15 protein-coding genes are annotated in these 19,605 nt (G+C 45.0%); 10 read left to right on the forward strand and 5 right to left on the reverse strand.

Annotated elements, in window-relative coordinates; translation table 11 throughout:
- The first annotated feature begins 38 nt into the window (after positions 1-38).
- Positions 39-1,199: an adenylate/guanylate cyclase domain-containing protein gene (locus tag AAE02nite_RS16495; protein ID WP_146899946.1), complete on the forward strand. Its 1,161-nt coding sequence runs from the start codon at positions 39-41 to the stop codon at positions 1,197-1,199.
- A gap of 115 nt (positions 1,200-1,314) precedes the next feature.
- Here AAE02nite_RS16495 and AAE02nite_RS16500 read toward each other — a convergent pair whose 3' ends face one another.
- Together AAE02nite_RS16500 and AAE02nite_RS16505 are read right to left on the reverse strand one after the other, a co-directional pair.
- Complete coding sequence (locus tag AAE02nite_RS16500) at positions 1,315-2,049, reverse strand: LOG family protein (RefSeq protein ID WP_146900128.1); 735 nt, start codon at positions 2,047-2,049, stop codon at positions 1,315-1,317.
- Positions 2,050-2,544: 495 nt separating this feature from the next.
- Complete coding sequence (locus AAE02nite_RS16505) at positions 2,545-3,792, reverse strand: ABC transporter permease (RefSeq protein ID WP_246151102.1); 1,248 nt, start codon at positions 3,790-3,792, stop codon at positions 2,545-2,547.
- A gap of 196 nt (positions 3,793-3,988) precedes the next feature.
- On the opposite strand from AAE02nite_RS16505, the gene queA reads away from it, so the two are divergent.
- Positions 3,989-5,035, forward strand: coding sequence for a tRNA preQ1(34) S-adenosylmethionine ribosyltransferase-isomerase QueA (gene queA, locus AAE02nite_RS16510; RefSeq protein ID WP_146899949.1), 1,047 nt, complete (start codon positions 3,989-3,991; stop codon positions 5,033-5,035).
- Between the two features lie 477 nt (positions 5,036-5,512).
- A complete protein-coding gene (locus AAE02nite_RS16515; protein ID WP_146899952.1) occupies positions 5,513-6,211 on the forward strand; it encodes a 2-C-methyl-D-erythritol 4-phosphate cytidylyltransferase in 699 nt (232 codons plus the stop codon).
- A gap of 794 nt (positions 6,212-7,005) precedes the next feature.
- Here the strand turns inward: AAE02nite_RS16515 and rpmA are convergent.
- Both rpmA and rplU read right to left on the reverse strand, forming a co-directional pair.
- Positions 7,006-7,278, reverse strand: coding sequence for a 50S ribosomal protein L27 (gene rpmA, locus AAE02nite_RS16520; protein WP_146899955.1), 273 nt, complete (start codon positions 7,276-7,278; stop codon positions 7,006-7,008).
- A 12-nt stretch (positions 7,279-7,290) separates the two neighbouring features.
- Positions 7,291-7,602, reverse strand: a complete 312-nt coding sequence (gene rplU, locus AAE02nite_RS16525) for a 50S ribosomal protein L21 (protein ID WP_146899958.1) — start codon at positions 7,600-7,602, stop codon at positions 7,291-7,293.
- Positions 7,603-7,987: 385 nt separating this feature from the next.
- Here rplU and AAE02nite_RS16530 point away from each other — a divergent pair, with 385 nt between their 5' ends.
- The 5 genes from AAE02nite_RS16530 (at position 7,988) to dcd (ending at position 13,743) form a co-directional block, all read left to right on the forward strand.
- Positions 7,988-8,947, forward strand: coding sequence for a ribonucleoside-diphosphate reductase small subunit (locus AAE02nite_RS16530; protein ID WP_146899961.1), 960 nt, complete (start codon positions 7,988-7,990; stop codon positions 8,945-8,947).
- A 187-nt stretch (positions 8,948-9,134) separates the two neighbouring features.
- Entirely contained in the window at positions 9,135-11,522 is a 2,388-nt protein-coding gene (locus AAE02nite_RS16535; protein WP_146899964.1) for a ribonucleoside-diphosphate reductase subunit alpha, read from the forward strand.
- Between the two features lie 124 nt (positions 11,523-11,646).
- On the forward strand, positions 11,647-11,985 hold the full coding sequence (locus AAE02nite_RS16540) for a hypothetical protein (RefSeq protein ID WP_146899968.1): 339 nt from the start codon (positions 11,647-11,649) through the stop codon (positions 11,983-11,985).
- Positions 11,985-13,169, forward strand: coding sequence for a hypothetical protein (locus tag AAE02nite_RS16545; RefSeq protein ID WP_146899972.1), 1,185 nt, complete (start codon positions 11,985-11,987; stop codon positions 13,167-13,169). Before AAE02nite_RS16540 ends, AAE02nite_RS16545 begins: the two co-directional genes overlap by 1 nt.
- Positions 13,144-13,743: a dCTP deaminase gene (dcd, locus tag AAE02nite_RS16550; protein ID WP_146899975.1), complete on the forward strand. Its 600-nt coding sequence runs from the start codon at positions 13,144-13,146 to the stop codon at positions 13,741-13,743. The genes AAE02nite_RS16545 and dcd overlap by 26 nt, the downstream gene beginning before the upstream one ends.
- 502 nt (positions 13,744-14,245) lie before the next feature.
- Here the strand turns inward: dcd and AAE02nite_RS16555 are convergent.
- Entirely contained in the window at positions 14,246-18,010 is a 3,765-nt protein-coding gene (locus tag AAE02nite_RS16555) for a DUF7948 domain-containing protein (RefSeq protein ID WP_146899978.1), read from the reverse strand.
- Positions 18,011-18,290: 280 nt separating this feature from the next.
- Here AAE02nite_RS16555 and AAE02nite_RS16560 point away from each other — a divergent pair, with 280 nt between their 5' ends.
- Both AAE02nite_RS16560 and AAE02nite_RS16565 read left to right on the forward strand, forming a co-directional pair.
- Complete coding sequence (locus AAE02nite_RS16560) at positions 18,291-18,833, forward strand: RNA polymerase sigma factor (RefSeq protein ID WP_246151104.1); 543 nt, start codon at positions 18,291-18,293, stop codon at positions 18,831-18,833.
- On the forward strand, positions 18,823-19,584 hold the full coding sequence (locus AAE02nite_RS16565) for a hypothetical protein (RefSeq protein ID WP_146899981.1): 762 nt from the start codon (positions 18,823-18,825) through the stop codon (positions 19,582-19,584). Before AAE02nite_RS16560 ends, AAE02nite_RS16565 begins: the two co-directional genes overlap by 11 nt.
- The last annotated feature ends 21 nt before the right edge of the window (positions 19,585-19,605 follow it).

Here is a 19,605-nt window from a genome sequence, read left to right on the forward strand (position 1 = left end):
AAATTTTAGTTCTGTTACCTGTTAATGTTACGCGTAAAATGGAAAATTTAACCTTAGAACAACCAGTTTTAACTTCTTTGGATAATTCTGATAAGCCTGAAATTCTGTACATCGATGATGAAGAAGATAATCTGCTGGTTTTTAAATCAGCTTTCCGGCGGCATTATAAGGTGCACACTGCCATATCCGGCGAGGAGGGATTAGCCATTCTGCAAGAAAAAGATGTATCGCTGGTAATAACCGACCAGCGGATGCCCCGCATGACCGGTGTACAATTTTTACAGAACCTACCCGAGGAAAAAGATTTAATCCGGATGATACTGACCGGCTACAGCGATATGGAGTCTATTATAGAGGCCATTAATACCGGCAAGGTTTACCGCTACATTGTTAAGCCCTGGGACAAAGAAGAACTTAAAATTACCATGGACAACGCTATTGAGGCTTTCCGGCTGCGGCGGGCGAATAAACAACTGATTCAGGAGTTAAAAGACGCCAACGAAGACCTGGAGCAGAAAGTAGTAGACCGCACCCTGGAAGTAAACCTGCAGAAAATAGAGGTAGAAAAGTTGTTGCTGAATATTTTGCCCGCTGAAGTCGCCCACGAACTAAAAGAAAAAGGCGTGGCTACACCCCGGTATTACGAGAGCGTTTCGGTGCTTTTTACCGATTTTATAGGCTTTACTAAAATTGCCGAAGGCCTATCGCCCCAGAAACTGGTTGCCGAACTAAACGATTGTTTTATGGCCTTTGATGCCATTATTGAAAAACACAACCTCGAAAAAATTAAAACCATTGGCGATGCGTACATGTGTGCGGGTGGTATTCCGGTGCCCAGCCAATCGCACGCGGTAGATGCTATCCTGGCTGGTCTGGAAATTCAGGCTTACATCCGGGATCTGAACGAAAACCGCTTAGCCAACGGGCAGGCCCCCTGGGATTTACGCATTGGCATTCATACGGGGCCAGTGGTAGCGGGCGTGGTAGGCCGCAAAAAGTTTGCTTACGATATTTGGGGCGATACCGTAAATATTGCCAGCCGCATGGAGTCGAGTGGCGAGAGCGGCCGGGTAAATATTTCGGATGCTACCTTTGCGATGGTAAAGGATTGGTTTCAGTGCCTGTACCGCGGCAAAGTATCGGCCAAAAATAAAGGCGATGTAGATATGTATTTTGTTGATAAAGAGTTTGTTTCCTAAATAATAAATTTATACCTTAGCTAACGCTAGGTAACCAAAAGAAGCCTTAGGCAAAAAAGTCGGTCGTCCCGTAAGACGACCGACTTTTTTGTATCCGACAAAATAAGCTGCCAGCTTAAAAGTTTGGTGATAGTAAATATTTACTGTAAAATTCATCAATTACTTTAACGGCTTCGGTAGGGGTATCCACAATATTCACCAGCTTCAGATCTTCGGGGTTAATATTGCTTTCCTGGGTCAGCATGACGCTTTCTATCCAATCCAGGAGGCCTTGCCAGTAGGCTTTGCCCACCAGAATAATCGGGAAACGGCCAATTTTGCGCGTCTGAATCAGCGTAATGGCTTCGAATAATTCATCCAGCGTACCAAAACCGCCGGGCATTACTACAAAGCCTTGCGCGTATTTAATAAACATCACCTTCCGGACAAAGAAGTAATCGAAATTAATCAGCTTGTCCGAATCGATGTAAATATTATGGAATTGCTCAAACGGCAGCTCAATATTTAAACCCACCGATTTGCCTCCTTCGGAATGAGCGCCTTTATTACCGGCTTCCATGATGCCGGGGCCACCGCCGGTAATAACGCCGTAACCGTGGCGTACCAGTTTAGCGGCTATTTCTTCGGCCATAATGTAATAGGGGTTGTCGGGCTTGGTGCGGGCCGAACCAAAAATAGAAACGCAGGGCCCAATGCGCGATAGCTTTTCGAAGCCATCTACAAATTCGGCCATTACTTTAAATATCTGCCACGAATCGGCAATTTTTATCTCATTCCAGTCTTTATCAACAAAGGCTTTCCGGATTTTCTGGTCTTCTTCAGAAATCTGCAGGTTTTCCTCGCGGGCCATTTGCCGGGCTTTCTTAATTGATTTTACCTTATTGGCGTTGGCTTCGGGCTGAATAATGGTTTTGCCGCTGCCAATGTTGGCGTTTTCTTCTTGAAGTTTGGTTTTACTCGTTTTTCTAAGTTTAGTCATATGCTGATGCGTAAAGATCGGTAAAGCCGGCTAATAAGTTAAAGCTTAACCGCTTGTGTTACCGGCACCCGTTTACTTGTGTTAAAAATAAAAAGTTGCCGGGTGGTAGTTACTGTTCTGTTATCAAATCTTCTCCTTAAATACCCGCCGTGCAGTAATATATAAAACTTAATATATTATTGCTATAATATTATAATTAAAATAAAGCTATTCCGGCCTGAACAGGAATATTAATCAGTGATTACTTTTCTGCACAGAATATTTCTTACCGGCAAACTAAAAAAGAGTTGCAAATATTGTGCATTAAAACAGCGGAGTAGGATAGGAGAAGTTATTAAAGTTAAGTTAGAAGATCCTGGTGCCTGTTTACTTGGAGCGAATGGCAATTACGGGATCTAAGTTAGAGGCTAGTATCGCCGGAATAATACCTGACAATACCCCAATGACTACCGATACGCCCAGTCCCAGGGTAATATTACCCACCGAAAGCAATATTTCCATGGTATCCTGTGGAATGAGCGTGAGCAGGAAAACGAGCAGAATGCCAATGCCACCCCCGATTAAGCTCAGAAACACCGACTCGAACAAAAACTGGAAAAGCACAAAATAATTTTTAGCGCCCAACGATTTCTGAATACCAATAATATTGGTACGTTCTTTTACCGATACAAACATAATATTGGCAATACCAAAGCCACCCACCAAAATAGAAAAGCCGCCAATCACCCAGCCGGCCAGACCAATTACCTGGAACATACTCGAAATCTGGTTGGCTACCAATTCGGGTCGGTTCAGGGCAAAATTATCTTCGTCGCGCGGCTTCAGGCCCCGGATATTGCGCATCACACCTCTTATTTCGTATTCCAGTTCCAGCAGCCCAATATCAGTCTCGCGGCCTTTTATAGCAATTACCGGCTCCAACCCTTGCTGCCCGATTGAGAATAATTTGTTAAAGGCGCCGTAGGGTAAAAAAGCATTTTTATCGTTGGTGGGCATGCCTAAGAAACTATCGCCCTGTTTTTCCATTACCCCAATAACAGTAAACTTTAGTCCTTTTATTTTAATGGTTTTGCCCAAGGGTTCCTGGTCGCGGAAAAGATTATGGGCAATCTGGTAACCTAAAATAATTACATTGCGGCCGGCATCTACATCGGCCACTGTAAAATAGCGGCCCTGCTCTACCGGCACATCCGATACCCGGTTAAACTGATACGACACACCCTGCAGGTTTACGTCCGACATGCTGTTGTTGCGATATTTCAGGGTATTGCCGCCCCGGACCCAGAAAATAGCTACACCCTCGTCGTTTTCCAGTTTGCGGTCGAGCAGCCGGAACTCGCGGATGTTACCACTGGGCCGTTTGAAATATTTCCACCAGGGGTAATCGCCGCCAAACGCCCAGGGAAATTTTTGGATATAAATAACGTTATTTCCTAAGAAGTTAACACTGTTGCGGATATTACGTTCTAGGGAATCGACAATGGTAAAAACCGAGATAATGGCAAATATTCCGATGGTAACGCCCAGCAACGATAAGATGGTGCGCATTAAATTAGCTTTAAGCGCTTGCCAGGCAAACCGGAAACTTTCAAATATCAGCCGGAAGTATATCACAACTTTGTTTTCAAAACTAATTTTTATAAAAATAGGCAAAAATCCCGTAAGAATAACTAAATTTGCGCCTCAATTTCGGAATAGGTTTGATAACAAAGTCTAAACTTCTTTTTATTCACCGGGCCTGCACCACACCCTGAATACCCTGTTCTTCTATTGCTTTTTACACACAAGTTAAATACCGTAATATTTAAAAATGAAACTTTCTGAATTCAGATTTGACCTGCCTGCTAATTTAATGGCCACTCACCCTCCTAAAATCCGCGACGAAGCGCGAATGATGGTGGTGCACCGGAGTACCGGTAAAATAGAACACAAAGTATTTAAGGATATCCTGGAATATTTTGACGACGGTGATGTAATGGTGATTAACGACACCAAAGTGTTTCCGGCCCGCTTGTACGGCAACAAAGAAAAAACCGGTGCTAAAATAGAAGTTTTTCTGCTGCGCGAACTAAACAAAGAAAACCACCTGTGGGATGTGCTGGTTGACCCGGCGCGTAAAATACGGGTAGGCAATAAATTGTATTTCGGCGACAGCGACCTGGTAGCCGAAGTAATTGACAATACTACCTCGCGCGGCCGTACCATTAAATTTCTGTACGATGGCTCCGACGAAGATTTTTATAAAACCATTAATGACCTCGGCGAAACGCCGCTACCTAAATATTTAAAGCGGGCCGCTGAGCCCGAAGACCGGGATCGTTACCAAACCGTTTATGCCAAGCACGTAGGTGCGGTGGCGGCTCCAACCGCCGGTCTGCACTTTACCCGCGAGGTGCTGAAGCGTCTGGAACTGAATGGCGTAGATGTGGTGCCGGTTACGCTGCACGTGGGCTTGGGTACTTTCCGGCCCGTAGACGTAGAAGACCTGACGAAGCACAAGATGGACTCGGAGCACTTTATTATTCCAGAAGAAACCGCGCAGGTGGTAAACCGCGCCCTGGAAAATAAAAAGCGGGTTTGCGCGGTGGGTACTACCACCATGCGGGGTATGGAATCGTCGGTATCGGCCAATGCCCGCCTGAAACCTACCGAAGGCTGGACCGATAAATTTATTTTCCCGCCGCACGATTTTAAAATCCCTAATTCTTTAATTACCAACTTCCACATGCCCGAATCGACGCTGTTGATGATGACCTGTGCATTTGGTGGTTACGACCTGATTATGGATGCTTATAAAGTAGCGGTTAAAGAAAAATATAATTTCTTCAGCTACGGCGATGTGATGCTGATTCTTTAGTTTCTGGACGTTAGTAGCAGGAATTTGGTAGCAGATAAGAATAATTTTTACCTAACTGCTAAGCTTACTGTCCAGAATAATATTTAAACAAAAACCCGTTTGGCAATAATGCCGGGCGGGTTTTGTTTTTACATTTGTAAGCAAATTAACGCGTGCGGTTATTGAATGAGGTGATTTTACACAAATATTAAAAAGGGAGGCAGATTAATCTAACGCTGTCATTCAGGAGGAAACTTGTTAGCAGATCACAAACAAGTTTCCTCCTGAATGACAGCGTTGAGATTCTTAGGCTTATCTCATGTTTACAAGGAAAGATTGGGTAACATCAGTTAAAATAAGTAACGTGACAAGTCAAATTATATGTTTCAACCTATACAGAAAACGTCCTCTAAAAATAGAAGGGCAGTAAATTTATAGGTAAGATGCTGATATAAATATTTTTATCCTTTCATTTATGAGTGTAGCAAACTCTAAAATATGGCAGTAGTTCTTCCGGAGGCAGCAATTATAGTGGCGGGTGGTTCGGGTACGCGCATGCAAAGCCAGGTGCCCAAGCAGTTTATTGCCATTGGCGGCCAACCCATTCTCATGCATACCATCCGGCGCTTTTACGAGTATAATCCGGCCTTGCAGTTAGTAGTAGTGCTGCCCCAAAACCAAATTGCCAAATGGCAGACGCTGTGTTTTACCCACGTGTTCGAGATTAAGCACGCAGTAGTAGCTGGCGGCATTACCCGCTTCGGTTCCGTTAAGAATGGTTTAGCCGCTATTACCGCGCCTGATGGCGTCGTAGCCGTGCACGACGGCGTGCGTCCGTTTGTGCCGGTAGCTGTCATTCGTGAGGCGTTTGCCGTAGCCGCCGAGAAAGGCAACGCAGTGGTAGCCGTGCCCTTAAAAGAATCTATCCGGCAAATATTCAAAACCAAAAATAAAGCTTTAGACCGCAGCCAATACCAGTTGGTGCAAACGCCCCAGTGTTTCCGGTTGCCCTTGCTCCGCCGCGCCTACGCCTTACCCGAAGAACCCACCTTCACCGATGATGCTTCGGTGGTAGAACGCTTTGGTCAGAAAATTAACCTGGTAACCGGTAGTTACGAAAATATTAAAATAACTACCCCCGAAGATTTATTATGGGCCGAAGTTTTCTTAAAAGCAACGAAGACTAAAGATTCCTGACAATGTAGGAAAGTCAATAAGGTCGGCTTTATCTTCGTCTGATACCAAATTGCATAGGGAGGCTTGTGTTGGATAAAAAAAACTGTTTATGCACACACGAACTTTTATTATTGCGCTCCTCCTTTGGTTTGTGAGGACACCAACCAAGGAGCGGGTGGAAATTAACCCTTCCGCCCTCCGGGCACCTTCCCTAAATTAGGGAAGGAGTTTCCAGAGAGCCCAGGCTAATCGAACTTTTCGCTGCTTATTCAAATTAGAATTTAAAGGCTAGCATCCGCTATGGCTTACCTTTCCAGATAAACGCTGGCTACTGGGACTCACCTCCTTGGATAAGGAGGGGTAGGGGTGGTTTGATATTATCACCAGAAAAATAAACTAACCTTAAGAAAGAACGACCGCGACTACAGGCAAACTACATCAGTTTGGGCGATGAGGGCCTTCTGGAAGATGCTCTTCTGGGTTTCCGGTGCGCAGCATTGCGAGGTACGAGCAAAGGGAAGATGGGCAGCCCGAATGACCAAACGGGTCCCACCGGGCAGGAGGCAACTTAGGTAATGGCTAACAATTAGCGCCTGGACATTGAAAGATATAATCCTTCAAAAGGTAAACTAATGATAAACCAGAGAAAAATAATTAAGCCTACTTGCAGGTTATAAGACGCAGTAAGGGCGAACGTAGTAGCGTTTTCGTGTGCTTAACTATAAAAGTACTCGTGGAAAGTCTCCAAAATCAATATAAAACAAAAAAGGGAAGCTGTTAAAGCTTCCCTTTTCTATATCTGATTAAAAACAGAATTACGCTTCAGCTGGAGCCTCAACAGGCAGCACAGATACGTAAGAACGGTTTTTAGCACCTTTTTTAAATTCAACAACGCCATCAGCTAAGGCAAATAAAGTATGGTCTTTTCCTAAACCTACATTTTTGCCAGGGTGGTGTGCGGTACCCCGCTGACGAACAATAATATTACCAGCAATGATGGCCTGGCCACCATAAATTTTTACACCCAGTCGTTTGCTATGCGATTCACGACCGTTGTTCGAACTACCTGCTCCTTTTTTGTGTGCCATCTCTTTATAAAATTAAAACGGTAAAGCGTCAATTAATACTTTGGTAAATTGTTGGCGGTGACCATTTTTCTTTTTGTAACCTTTGCGACGTTTCTTTTTGAAAACGATCACTTTGTCACCTTTTACATGGCCAAGTATTTTACCGGTTACTTTAAAGTTATCAACAAGCGGAGCGCCTACAGTTACCGTTCCGTTGTTGTCGGTTAATAATACATTGGCGAACTCTACGGCGTCACCTTCATTGCCGGAAAGCTTATTGGTATAGACGAATTTACCGCCTTCTACCTTGGTCTGACGACCAGCGATGTCTACGATTGCGTACATGTTGCTTTCTTTTTGTTTTGATAATTAGGGTGCAAAATTAACAGGAATTTCAGAAAGGGCCAAACAACCAGTAGTTTATTTTGTTAGAAACGGAAATATAGCCCAACTTATATGTGCGGTTTGGGGATAACTAAGTGACTGTTACGGATAAACTTGTGGATAAATACTTACTTAATCAACATTAACCGCTGTATAACTTGTGGAGAAATAAACCTTTTTTAGGGCGGTATAAAAAGGGGTTGTTCCGTATATTTGACTCAACGATTCGCTTAAATACCCCCGGTATATCCCGGAATATTTAATACAATACAGAGGTAATTAGAAGTGAATCAAAGGGTTAAATATTAATCTTTCTAAAATTAACTGATAAATTAAAGAGCAAAGCATGGAGCCAATCTTAGAAGAAAACCCGAATAGGTTCGTCCTGTTCCCGATTCAGCACGACAATGTGTGGCAGATGTATAAAAAGGCGGAAGCAAGTTTCTGGACGGCCGAAGAGATTGATCTTTCGCAGGACCAGAAAGACTGGGAACGCCTGAACGACGGTGAGAGACATTTTATCTCGCACGTGTTAGCTTTCTTTGCCGCATCGGATGGTATTGTAAACGAGAACCTGGCCATTAATTTCATGCAGGAGGTTCAGATTCCGGAAGCCCGTTGTTTTTACGGGTTCCAGATTATGATGGAAAATATTCACTCCGAAACCTACTCTTTATTAATAGATACTTATATAAAAGATCCGGTAGAAAAAGACCGCCTCTTTAACGCGCTCGAAACGGTGGATTGCGTGAAGAAAAAAGGCGAGTGGGCGTTGAAGTGGATTAACTCCGAAAACTTTACCGAGCGCCTTATTGCCTTTGCCGCCGTAGAAGGTATTTTCTTTTCCGGTTCTTTCTGCTCTATTTTCTGGCTGAAGAAGCGCGGATTAATGCCTGGCTTAACTTTCTCGAACGAATTGATTTCCAGGGACGAAGGATTGCACTGCGATTTTGCCTGTTTGCTGTACTCGATGCTGCAAAACAAGTTAACAGAAGAGCGCGTACAAACCATTATCCGCGACGCTGTTAGCATTGAGCAGGAATTTGTAACCGATGCGTTGCCCGTTGACCTGATAGGTATGAATGCCAAATTAATGAGCCAATATATCGAGTTTGTAGCGGATCGCCTCCTCGTAGCCTTGGGCTGCTCTAAAATCTACAATGCTACTAATCCATTCGATTTTATGGAAATGATCTCGCTGCAAGGTAAGACCAATTTCTTTGAGAAGCGTGTGGGCGAGTACCAGAAAGCGGGCGTTATGAGTGACCGGACGGATAACATGTTCTCGCTCGACGAGGACTTTTAACCTAACCTTTGAAAGATGAGGAACCTGAAAAAAAGAAATTTAAACCTTCTGCCCCTTTCAGGTTCCCCCGTCTACTTTCATCTACCACAATATTTATCTATCAATGTACTGTTACACCGGTTTTTGCCGGGTGCAGGGAATGTTTTGCTTTGCCTGTTCCACAACCTTTTAATTCCTCTATTTGCCTATGTTAGTTATAAAAAGAGACGGCCGACGCGAATCGGTTAAATTTGATAAAATTACCGCCCGGATAGAAAAGTTGTGCTACGGGCTGCACATGGATTTTGTGAGTCCGATTGAGGTGGCCAAAAAGGTGATTGATGGTATTTACGATGGCGTAACCACCGTAGAACTCGATAACCTGGCTGCGGAAATTGCCGCATCCATGACTACCAAACACCCGGATTACGCCATTCTGGCCGCCCGGATTGCCATTTCTAACCTGCACAAAGTAACGGCTAAGTCGTTTAGCAGCACCATGAAACGGCTGTATACCTACGAAGACCCAAAAACTGGCGAAAACGCCTCTTTGCTGGCCAAAGATGTGTACGAGGTAATACGTAAACACGCCGCTTTGCTCGATTCCAGCATTATTTACGACCGCGACTACAACTACGATTATTTTGGTTATAAAACTTTGGAGCGCTCTTATTTGCTGCGCCTCGATGGTAAAATTGTAGAGCGTCCGCAGCACATGCTCATGCGGGTAGCCATTGGCATTCATAAAAACGACATTGAGCAGGCCATCGAAACCTACAATTTAATGTCGGAGAAATGGTTTACGCACGCTACGCCTACTTTATTTAACGCCGGCTCGCCCAAGCCGCAGTTATCGAGCTGCTTTCTGCTGACCATGAAAGACGACAGCATTGCCGGTATTTACGATACGCTTAAAAACTGTGCGCTTATTTCGCAGAGTGCCGGCGGTATTGGCTTAAGCATCCACGGCGTACGCGCAACGGGTTCTTATATTAAAGGTACCAACGGTACTTCTAACGGTTTGGTGCCGATGCTGAAAGTGTTTAACGACACGGCCCGCTACGTAGACCAGGGCGGCGGTAAACGCAAAGGTGCTTTTGCTATTTATTTAGAGCCGTGGCACGCCGATATTTTCGAATTCCTGGATTTGCGAAAGAACCACGGGAAAGAAGAAATGCGCGCCCGGGATTTATTCTTCGCCCTCTGGACGCCGGATTTGTTTATGAAGCGCGTAGAAGAAAACGGCGACTGGAGCCTTTTCTGCCCGAACGAAGCGCCTGGTTTAGACGAGTGCTGGGGCAAAGAGTTTGAAATGCTCTACGCCAAATACGAACGCGAAGGCCGTGCCCGCAAAACCATAAAAGCGCAGGAACTGTGGTTTGCCATTCTGGAAGCCCAGACCGAAACCGGTACGCCGTACATGCTGTTTAAAGACCACGCCAACAGCAAGTCTAACCAGCAGAATTTAGGTACCATTAAGTCTAGTAACTTGTGTACCGAAATCATGGAGTATACGTCCGCCGACGAAATTGCGGTTTGTAACCTGGCCTCGCTGGCGTTGCCGCGTTACGTAACCGGCGAAGGCGACCACAAGCGTTTCGACCACCAGAAATTGTATGACGTAACCTACCAGGTAACCAAAAACCTGAACAAGGTTATCGATATAAATTATTACCCGGTACCGGAAGCCAAAAAATCAAATATGCGCCACCGGCCAATTGGTTTAGGTATTCAAGGTTTAGCCGATACGTTTATTCACTTGCGCATGCCATTCGAAAGCGAAGAGGCGCAGCAACTGAACAAAGAAATATTCGAAACCATTTATTTCGCGGCCATGACGGCTTCGAAAGATTTAGCGAAAAAAGACGGCCCGTACGCGACCTTCGAAGGTTCGCCGCTGAGCCGGGGTATTTTCCAGTTCGATATGTGGGGTGTAAAACCCGAGTCGGGCCGTTGGGATTGGGAAGCTCTGCGCAACGAGGTAGTAGAACACGGCGTGCGGAACTCTTTATTAGTAGCGCCAATGCCAACCGCTTCTACCGCGCAAATATTGGGTAACAACGAAAGCTTCGAGCCTTATACTTCTAATATTTATGTGCGACGCGTACTGAGCGGCGAGTTTATGGTGGTTAACAAGCATTTGCTGAAAGACCTGATTAAACTCGGCATCTGGAACGATAACCTGAAAAATCAGATTATTGCGGCCAACGGTTCGGTACAAAATATCCCAAATATTCCGCAGAATATTAAAGACCTGTACAAAACCGTATGGGAAATTAAGCAGAAAACCATTATCGATATGAGTGCCGACCGCGGCGCGTACATTTGCCAGAGCCAGAGCCTGAACCTGCACGTGCAGAACCCGAACTTCGGTAAACTCACCTCGATGCACTTCCACGCCTGGAAACGCGGCCTGAAAACCGGTATGTACTACCTCCGTACCAAAGCCGCCGTGGATGCCATCAAGTTTACGGTGGAAAAACAAGCCGCCGAAACGCTTCAGCCGGTCTACAACAACAGCAGCGTCGACCAAAACAAAAGCGACATGGCCTGCTCCCTGGATAACCCGGATGCATGCGAGGCTTGTGGTAGTTAACTTGTTACTCTGAGTAAATAGAAGCTAAGGTCATGTGAATCAATGGTATATGATAAGTTGTTTGTCCATGTTGATAAAAATAATTAAACTATGGATAAACAACTTATCACTATTCTCGTTAGATTTGAAAGGAATAATTCCCCCAAAATCTACTGCCATGTACTACTCACATACCATAGAAGATAACAAAATTGGTTTATTTACTTCTTTTGTTAAATCTTTGATTGAAGGAAGACAAGAGTATAAGCCAGTTGTGAATAATGTAATAGAAGAAGCGCATGCTTTAGCCTTAGGTAATAAGACCCTATTTAATATAGACAGAGATAGCTATCCTATAGTTGTACTACTTGAGGAAAATGATCCTGACTTTTTTAAGACTGTTGATTCAAATAAGGCTGATGAAGGTGTATACCAAAAAGTTTTAAATATTCTCACGGAGCAGAAAAGTATCAGTTATTATTAATGGATGTAAAACTATTAGAACTAAATTTTGCTCAACTATCAAGAGCGTGGAATAAATCTAAATTTAATAATTATTCAGATAATCGGAAGCAAGCTTATAGAGATAGGCTTGCTTCTTTATTTAATAAATTACAAGCTGAAGACTTCTCGAATTTAAGTCCTACACAGGTTAAAGATAGGTCCTACATAATTGATTTCTTTTTTACAAGCCTTCAATTTCTGGATAGTAGTACATTGAATCTTATTCCTTTTGAAATAGTGGAATGCTTAGGTGAATCATTGAAAGAATGGATTGACCCTCATCAAGATTTTATTATTGTAACTTCTCTTGTCAATGAACCTTTGGGGTTTAGCTTTAATCCGAATCTTGCTTTTAACAACTTCTTATATACTAACATAAAGACTGTATATAATGAAGAGTTTCCTCAAAGGCTAATTCAAATAACTCTACCCAGATTCTTAGTTCGTGATTATTTAGCTAATGTAGTACTTTATCATGAATTAGGTCATTTTATAGATGTTAAGTATAATATAGCTTCTGCTATTCATAACTACTTATGTAACCATTATTTTAATAATGCTCTTAATCCACAAGATAAAGCAGATGTTCAAAAGTACTTTCCTTATATAGAAAATTATCGAACATACTTCTTGCAAAAGCAGTTGCCTCCAACAATTTTTTATCATTTAAGAGAGTATTTTAGTGATATTTTCGCTAGCCAGTATATTGGAGAATGTTCAAACTATTATCTAGATTACATAACGAAGAAACAGGCTCAACATGGGGAGGAACATCCCTCTACAATTAATAGAGTAGATATAGTAAATAAATTCTTAAAATCAGACACATCAAGCTATACTTTAAATTTGATTCTAAGTGCTACTCAACAAATAACCAATAGGGATTTAAGTATTAGGTACAGCAGGATAACAAATAATGAGTTCTATAATTTACTTCCTTGTGTAATTTCAAATGAGCAACAATTGCATAGTCTATTTATATTAGGTTGGGAAACTTGGTTAGATGATTGGAATAAGATTAGTGCTATTAATAATATGCAATTCCAAATTGATGCAAATCAGGTTTACAATATAATAAACAATCTAATAGAGAAATCTATAAATAGTTTTATAGTTACAAAAAGTTGGGAGAAAGCTAATGCTATTGCTGAAGAATCAAATTAATGAACTTATCTCAAAAGGTGATTTGGTTATAAGGCCACTTTTGGATGAAAGTCAGATTAATGAAATTACAGTTGATTTTAGATTAGGACATGATTTTCTTGTTTCAGTTCAGAGCAGGGAACCATTTATTGATGCATCATTAAAAGAAAAGCATCAAAAGCCAATAAGTAGCTTTTTCCAAGAAACTAGAAGAAGATTAGGTGAGACTTTTATGTTGTATCCCAACCAAACTGTACTGGCCACTAGTCTTGAATATGTGAAACTGCCCAATAATGTTTATATTGATTTAAACATGAGGAGCTCGTATACTAGATTAGGTATTACTATTTCAACAATTGTTCAGCCTGGTTATTGTGGCTGTGTTTCATTAGAACTGACTAATACTAATAAAAACCCAATAAATTTGACGGTTGGTGCTAGAGTTTTTCAAGCGCGCTTTTTTAAACTGTCTGAACCTTCAAATTATTTTAGTCAATCAAGAAAATATATTTGCCAAGTAAGACCAGAGGCTTCCGCGGTTAATCAAGATAAAGATTTAGGAGTATTGAATAAGCTTCGAGAAGAATATGAGTAACCTTCACGTTAATCATTCCCCAGTTATGCGTAGAACGTTCCTGTTGTGCGTAGAGTTAGCGTAGCGCTCTACGCATTTTATGGATAGCCAATCTCCCGATTGGCGTATTCGCTAATAAAATATATAAGAAATGGCAGCCCGGCCAAACTGCTGCCTTGATTTTTAGCTACGAAAGCGTCTGTTCTATCAGCAAATAAGTTAGCAGGGCAATCACTTTTTTGGGTTCCGCCAATCAGAGATTGGCTTTCCGGACAATGCGTAGAGTGCTGCTAACTCTACGCATAACCTAAGTGGTATAAATTATGGAATTGTAGGTATGGAAGCTATCGGGTACGAAAAATGGCTTGATGGCTGCCTGAACTTATTAAAACAAAAAGGCGGGTTTTCCCGCCTTTCTGTTACTCAACTCTGTTGTGCGTAGCGCCCTACGCACAGCTAAGAGATTTCTGCTTTGAACATTACCCAAAGAGCCGTACCCGAACACCCGTTCTATTGCCCTCTTCTACCGGATAATTTCTACCCAGCCTTTCCAGATTTGGCCTTTGGTGCTGGTTAGCTGGTAGTAGTAAATGCCATCGGAGAGGCCGGTGCCGCCCCAATTGTTCTGGTAATTTTTCTGCTCGTATACTTGCTTGCCCCAACGGTTAAATATTTTCAGGTCGGTGGGCAAGCAGGTAACGCGGGGCACAAAAGTGTCGTTCAGGCCGTCGTTGTTCGGTGTAAATACGTTGGGTACCATTTGCTTTTTTTCTACCTGCACCGCGGCAATGGGCCGCTTTAAACTACAGTTGTTGCCAAAGTAAACCGTGAGCGTGACATCGTAAGATCCTTCGCTGGTGTATTGGTGCGTCGGAACGGCTTCGGCAGAGGTGCTGCCGTCGCCAAAATCCCAGAGGTAGCCCGTAGCACCGGTGGTAGTATTCGTAAAGCTGGCGGTAAAAGGGGCAAAGCCCTGGAGCTGGGTTTCGGTGCCGCACTCAGTTGGCACGGCCGATGCCCGTACCTCCGGCAAAGCACTTACCGTTACGTTTTTGGTGCTGATACCGCTGCAGGCGCCCACGGTAACAAAATACGTAAGCGCTTGCGGCCCGTTCATGCCCGATGCGGGCGTAAAAATACCATCGGGGCTTACGCCCGTACCCGACCACGTGCCACCCGGCGGAATAATATCGGTAATAGCAAAAGCGGCCGCGCCGGGGCATAGGGCTAAATCGGGGCCCTGAGTAAACTTAACGGTGGGGTCTATTACCACGGTTTTGGTTTTGGCCACGGTGCAACTGCCACTGGTAACGGTATACGTAAGCAGATGGGTACCCACCAGCGCTTCGCTGGGCTTGAACAGGCCATTCGGGCTTACCCCTGTACCCGACCACGTGCCACCGGCCGGCGAAAAGCCACTCAGCAGGAGCGGAAAAGAGCCGGAACAAATGCGCTCATCGGGCCCGGCGGTTACCGCCGGCATTTCCGAAATAACAACCTGCTGACTAATGGTTACGGTGCAGCCCGCTGGGTCAGCGAAACGGTAAGTAATGGTGTGGGTACCGGCGCCGGCAGTGGCCGGGGTAAAAATATTGCCGCTCATGCCGGGACCGGTAAAAGTACCGCCCGCCGGTGTGCCTACGAGCGTAAAGGCGGTTATGGGCAAACACATTGATGGCGGCAAACCGGTAATCGCCACAGTGGGCAAAGGCAGCACGTTTATGGTTTTGGTACTGGTACTGGTACAACTGCCGTTGGCTACGGTGTAGGTAAGGGTTTGGAGGCCTGTTAAATTTGCGTTGGGCGTAAACGTACCATTAGTCGACACACCAGGCCCCGACCAGGTACCGCCGGTAGCCGGACTGAAACCACTAAGCTGGAAAGGGGCGGCGTTGGCGCATATTTCCTGGTCGGGTCCGGCTTCGGCCAATACAATATTAAAATCAAATTTAAAGGAGCCGTTATTACAGTTATCAGCATTATTGGTCCTGGACCAGGCGCCGGGCGTCGTGGGGAAAGCCTGACTGGCGCGGCACCCGGCACAAACGGCCTGGTACACAAAGCCGCGCTTATCGAACCGGCTGGTGCCGCCGTCTACGTGTTCACCGGAGGTAGTTGCTTGTACGCCACCAAAAAAAGTAGCGTACTCCAGGGCTTTGGCATCCCGGGACAGCAGCATTAAATAAAAGTCGTTGCCATCGGTGGTGCGCTGGTGGCCATCGTTGCTAGTCGGTAAGCCCATGGTAGTGCCGTTGCTGTAAGGCGGATTGGCATTGGCACCGCCTCCCCAGCCGGCCACGTAAATGCGGTTGCAGTTATCTACCAGAAAAGCCGTAGGCGAGATGTTCAGCTGCGGGCTATTGGCTGTGCCAAAGGTTGTAGAAAGCAGGCTACCCGTTAAATCGTTGTTTAGTTTATGAATAAACTGCCGGCCGCCACTAACCGAATATACCCCTGCCGAAACCGGGTAATTGCCCAAGGTCTGCCCCAGCAGGTACACATTGTTTTCGCCGTCGAGTTGCACAAAATAGGTTTGGTCGTAAGCCGAAGTACCAATATAAGAAACCCGCTGCAGCGCCGAACCATTGTTATTTATTTTGGCCACAAACCCATCGGCTTGCCCGCCGCGAGAGCCCGACAGGAAAGCACCGTTGGTACCCGGTAAATCGGCACTGGTGGTACCGCCACAAATAAAAATATTATTACTTGCATCCAGTTGCACCGAATAAGCCGCATCGGCCCCGCCGCCACCCATAAAACTGCTCCATTGCACGGTCAGGGCGGGCGTAAGTTTGGCTACCACGCCATCGTTGCTGCCGCCGCCAAAGGTACTTTGAAACCCATTAGCCACCGGGAAATTAGGAGAGCGGGTAGATGAAACAATATACACCTGGTCGGCGGCATCGGTAAAAATATCGCCCCGGAACTGGTCGCCGTAATTTCTATCCAGCGGGTGGCGAGCGGTGGCATCCGACAAAATACCATCGTCGGCGGTGCCGCCCAAGAAAGTAGAGGCCAGCAAAGCTGAACCATCGGACCGGAGCCGGCTAATAAATAAATCGGTACCCCGATTGAATTGAATACCATTTAAAGGCATAATACTAGGGCTGCCCCCGTTAAAGCTTCGGTCGTGGGCACCGGCAGTGGTGGGGTAATTATCAGAGCCTGTAACGCCTAATATTAATAACTCGTCTTTGCTGTTTACCACCAGGCTATTGGGTACATCGCTGCGGCTGCCACCCAGGTAGGTAGCGTACAGCAGCGAAGCAGCCCCGCTGGCATTGGTTTTATATTTTAAGATGCCAATATCCCAGCCGGTACCGGAGCCCCCGTCCGGGTTGCTGCCCCAGTCAACATCGTAAGCGCCAATGGTAGCCGGAAAGCCAAAACCCGCCACAATGCCGCCGGAATACATGTTACCTTCTTCGTCGTAGGTAGCCGTAAAGCCCCAGTTATCGGCTTGCGAGCCGGAGTACGACGAGAAAACCAGTACCGGATCGATTACTAGCGGTTTGTTACGGTCGTAGCCGGCCGGAAATTCAAATGTAACCACCTCGCCGTCGAGCTTAAAAAAGCAGGGTACTTCAACGGGCTGGTTGTTATAAAGCTGATACGCATACGGTTTTTGCTCTACTACTTCGGTTACCGAGGTTTTGATATGCAGTTCATTGTTCTGAATAAACAGCTTGTCGGCGCCCTGGTAACGCAGCCGGATTTGTGCCGGGTCGGCTTGGGGCTGGAGTAAAAATTCGTACTTCAGGTGGGCCGCTTTCTCGAACAGGTGCATGGTAATACCGGGGTATAAGGCTTCGTAAGTTACTTCGGCAAATGCTTTTACGCCCGTGGCCCACCGGCTGGGATCTTTACCGATGTAATAATTGCGCAGGGCTTCGCTGGCCTGCTGGCCGGTAATGGCTGCGCTGGCGGTGCCGGCTCCCTCAAAAGTCACTTTGTAAGCATGGGCCTTTATTTTATCAATAGTATTTCCGGTGTTAGCTGCCTTGGGCGTAGCGTGGGCATGGGCCAGTGTACTTTCGTCGAAAAAAGTATATACCAAACTTTTATCTTGCAGAAACAAGCGGCCACCCGGCAGCGGTGCCACAAATGCTACCGATTTGTCCCATTGGTTTTTATTCTGAATAAATTGCAAGCTCTTTTCCGGGTGCGGCTGGTTAAGGGCGGCTGGAGCTATTTTGGCAGTGGGCTGGGTAATCTGGGCAAAATTCTGCTGACCAAAAGAAATAAAAATAAGAATTAATAAATATAACCGGGTAAAATTGTAATGCATATATAATAAATCTGAATTATAAAGATAAAGAAGTTTTTGGTGCAGGGTTTCTTTTTTAAAAACACATTTATTACTGCCTCCCAACTGCTACTTACAAGAGTCCTGCGAACCCTGTTTAGGTTGCCTGCCTTGGTTAAAGAGGTAAATAAAATCAGGCTTATTGCTAATTCTTTTGCCTTGTAAGTGAAATACTTATAGAAAAAAGTTTATACCGAAGCAACGTGCCGGCTTACAATGGCATTCCTATCTTTGAGAACGGTTGTAAACCCCAAATTAAGATTTGAAAGGAGAAAAATTAATAAAGCTGTGTCAGCAAGGCGATGCCCGGGCCCAGAAATGCCTGTACGATGCTTATGCCACGCCCATGTTCCGGCTTTGTCTCCGTTACATCCGCAACCAGGGTGAAGCCGAAGATACTTTCATAAAGGGGTTTCATAAAGTGCTGGCCAATATTAACCAGTTGCTTTACCGCGACGACAAAAGTCTGGATGGCTGGATTAAAAAGATAATGGTAAACGAGTGCCTGATGGTTTTACGGAAGTCGAACAACTTTCATTTAACCTCTATTTCGAATGATTTGGAATTGCCGGCGGACTTTTCGCTGGACAGTAATTTATCAGCCGAAGCTATTTATGCCCTGGTACTGGAGTTGCCCACGGGTTACCGGACGGTGTTTAACCTGTATGTACTGGAAGGTTACAGCCACAAAGAAATAGCTACGCAATTAGAGATTAGCGAATTAACCTCCCGCTCGCAGTTAAGTAAAGCCAAAGCCATGCTGCGGGAGTTACTCACCAAAAACAACCTGAAATATGCCATCTGATAACCTGGAAAAATATATTAAAGAAAAGATGGCGGCGGTAGAGCACACCCCGCCGCCCGGCACCACCTGGAACCCGGAAGCTGCCTGGCTCAAACTGCAGCAACAACCGGTGCGTACCCGCCAAAAAAGAAATAATTGGTTCTCTTACGCAGCGGCTGTTTTAGTATTGGCTTTGTTAGTGGGTTTAATAGGGCTATACTTGGTTTCTACACCACCAGATGACGAAGTAACGGCGGCAACCACCCCCGCTACCGAAATATTAATCCCTGCTGAGCCAACTGAAATTACGGCTGAAAAACTGACTAAACACCAGGCTAATAATATTTCTCCAAAAGAGAAAGCTGTTGAACTTCCGCCTCAGCTTGCTTTGGTTAAAGCAATTAAACGTTCTACGAAATCACCGTTTCTTTCCGTTACCAGCACTAGAAAGGAATCTACTTCAGTTACGGTTCCGGCCAGCGATCCGAATGCACAATCAGCTGAAGCGGCGGTCGGAAGTGAGGTAATAGCGACAACTGAAGAAGTGAAAGTGGCCGAAACGCCCGCGCAGCCTTTAAAAATTACGGTGGTGTTAGGCAAAAATTCTACGGCTAAAATGCTAAACCATACAGCGGATAATTTACCGGCTGCTAAAAGAAAAACACGTCTGCGCCTGAATATTCCAGGTCCGGAAAGTACCGATAAAAGCCACTTAGCCTTAACCGACAGCGCTTACCAGCCCCTGAAACTACAAGCCCAAATAGACCTATAATTTAACCCTTAATTTATAATC

It is taken from the genome of Adhaeribacter aerolatus, assembly GCF_007991635.1.
GTDB lineage: Bacteria > Bacteroidota > Bacteroidia > Cytophagales > Hymenobacteraceae > Adhaeribacter > Adhaeribacter aerolatus.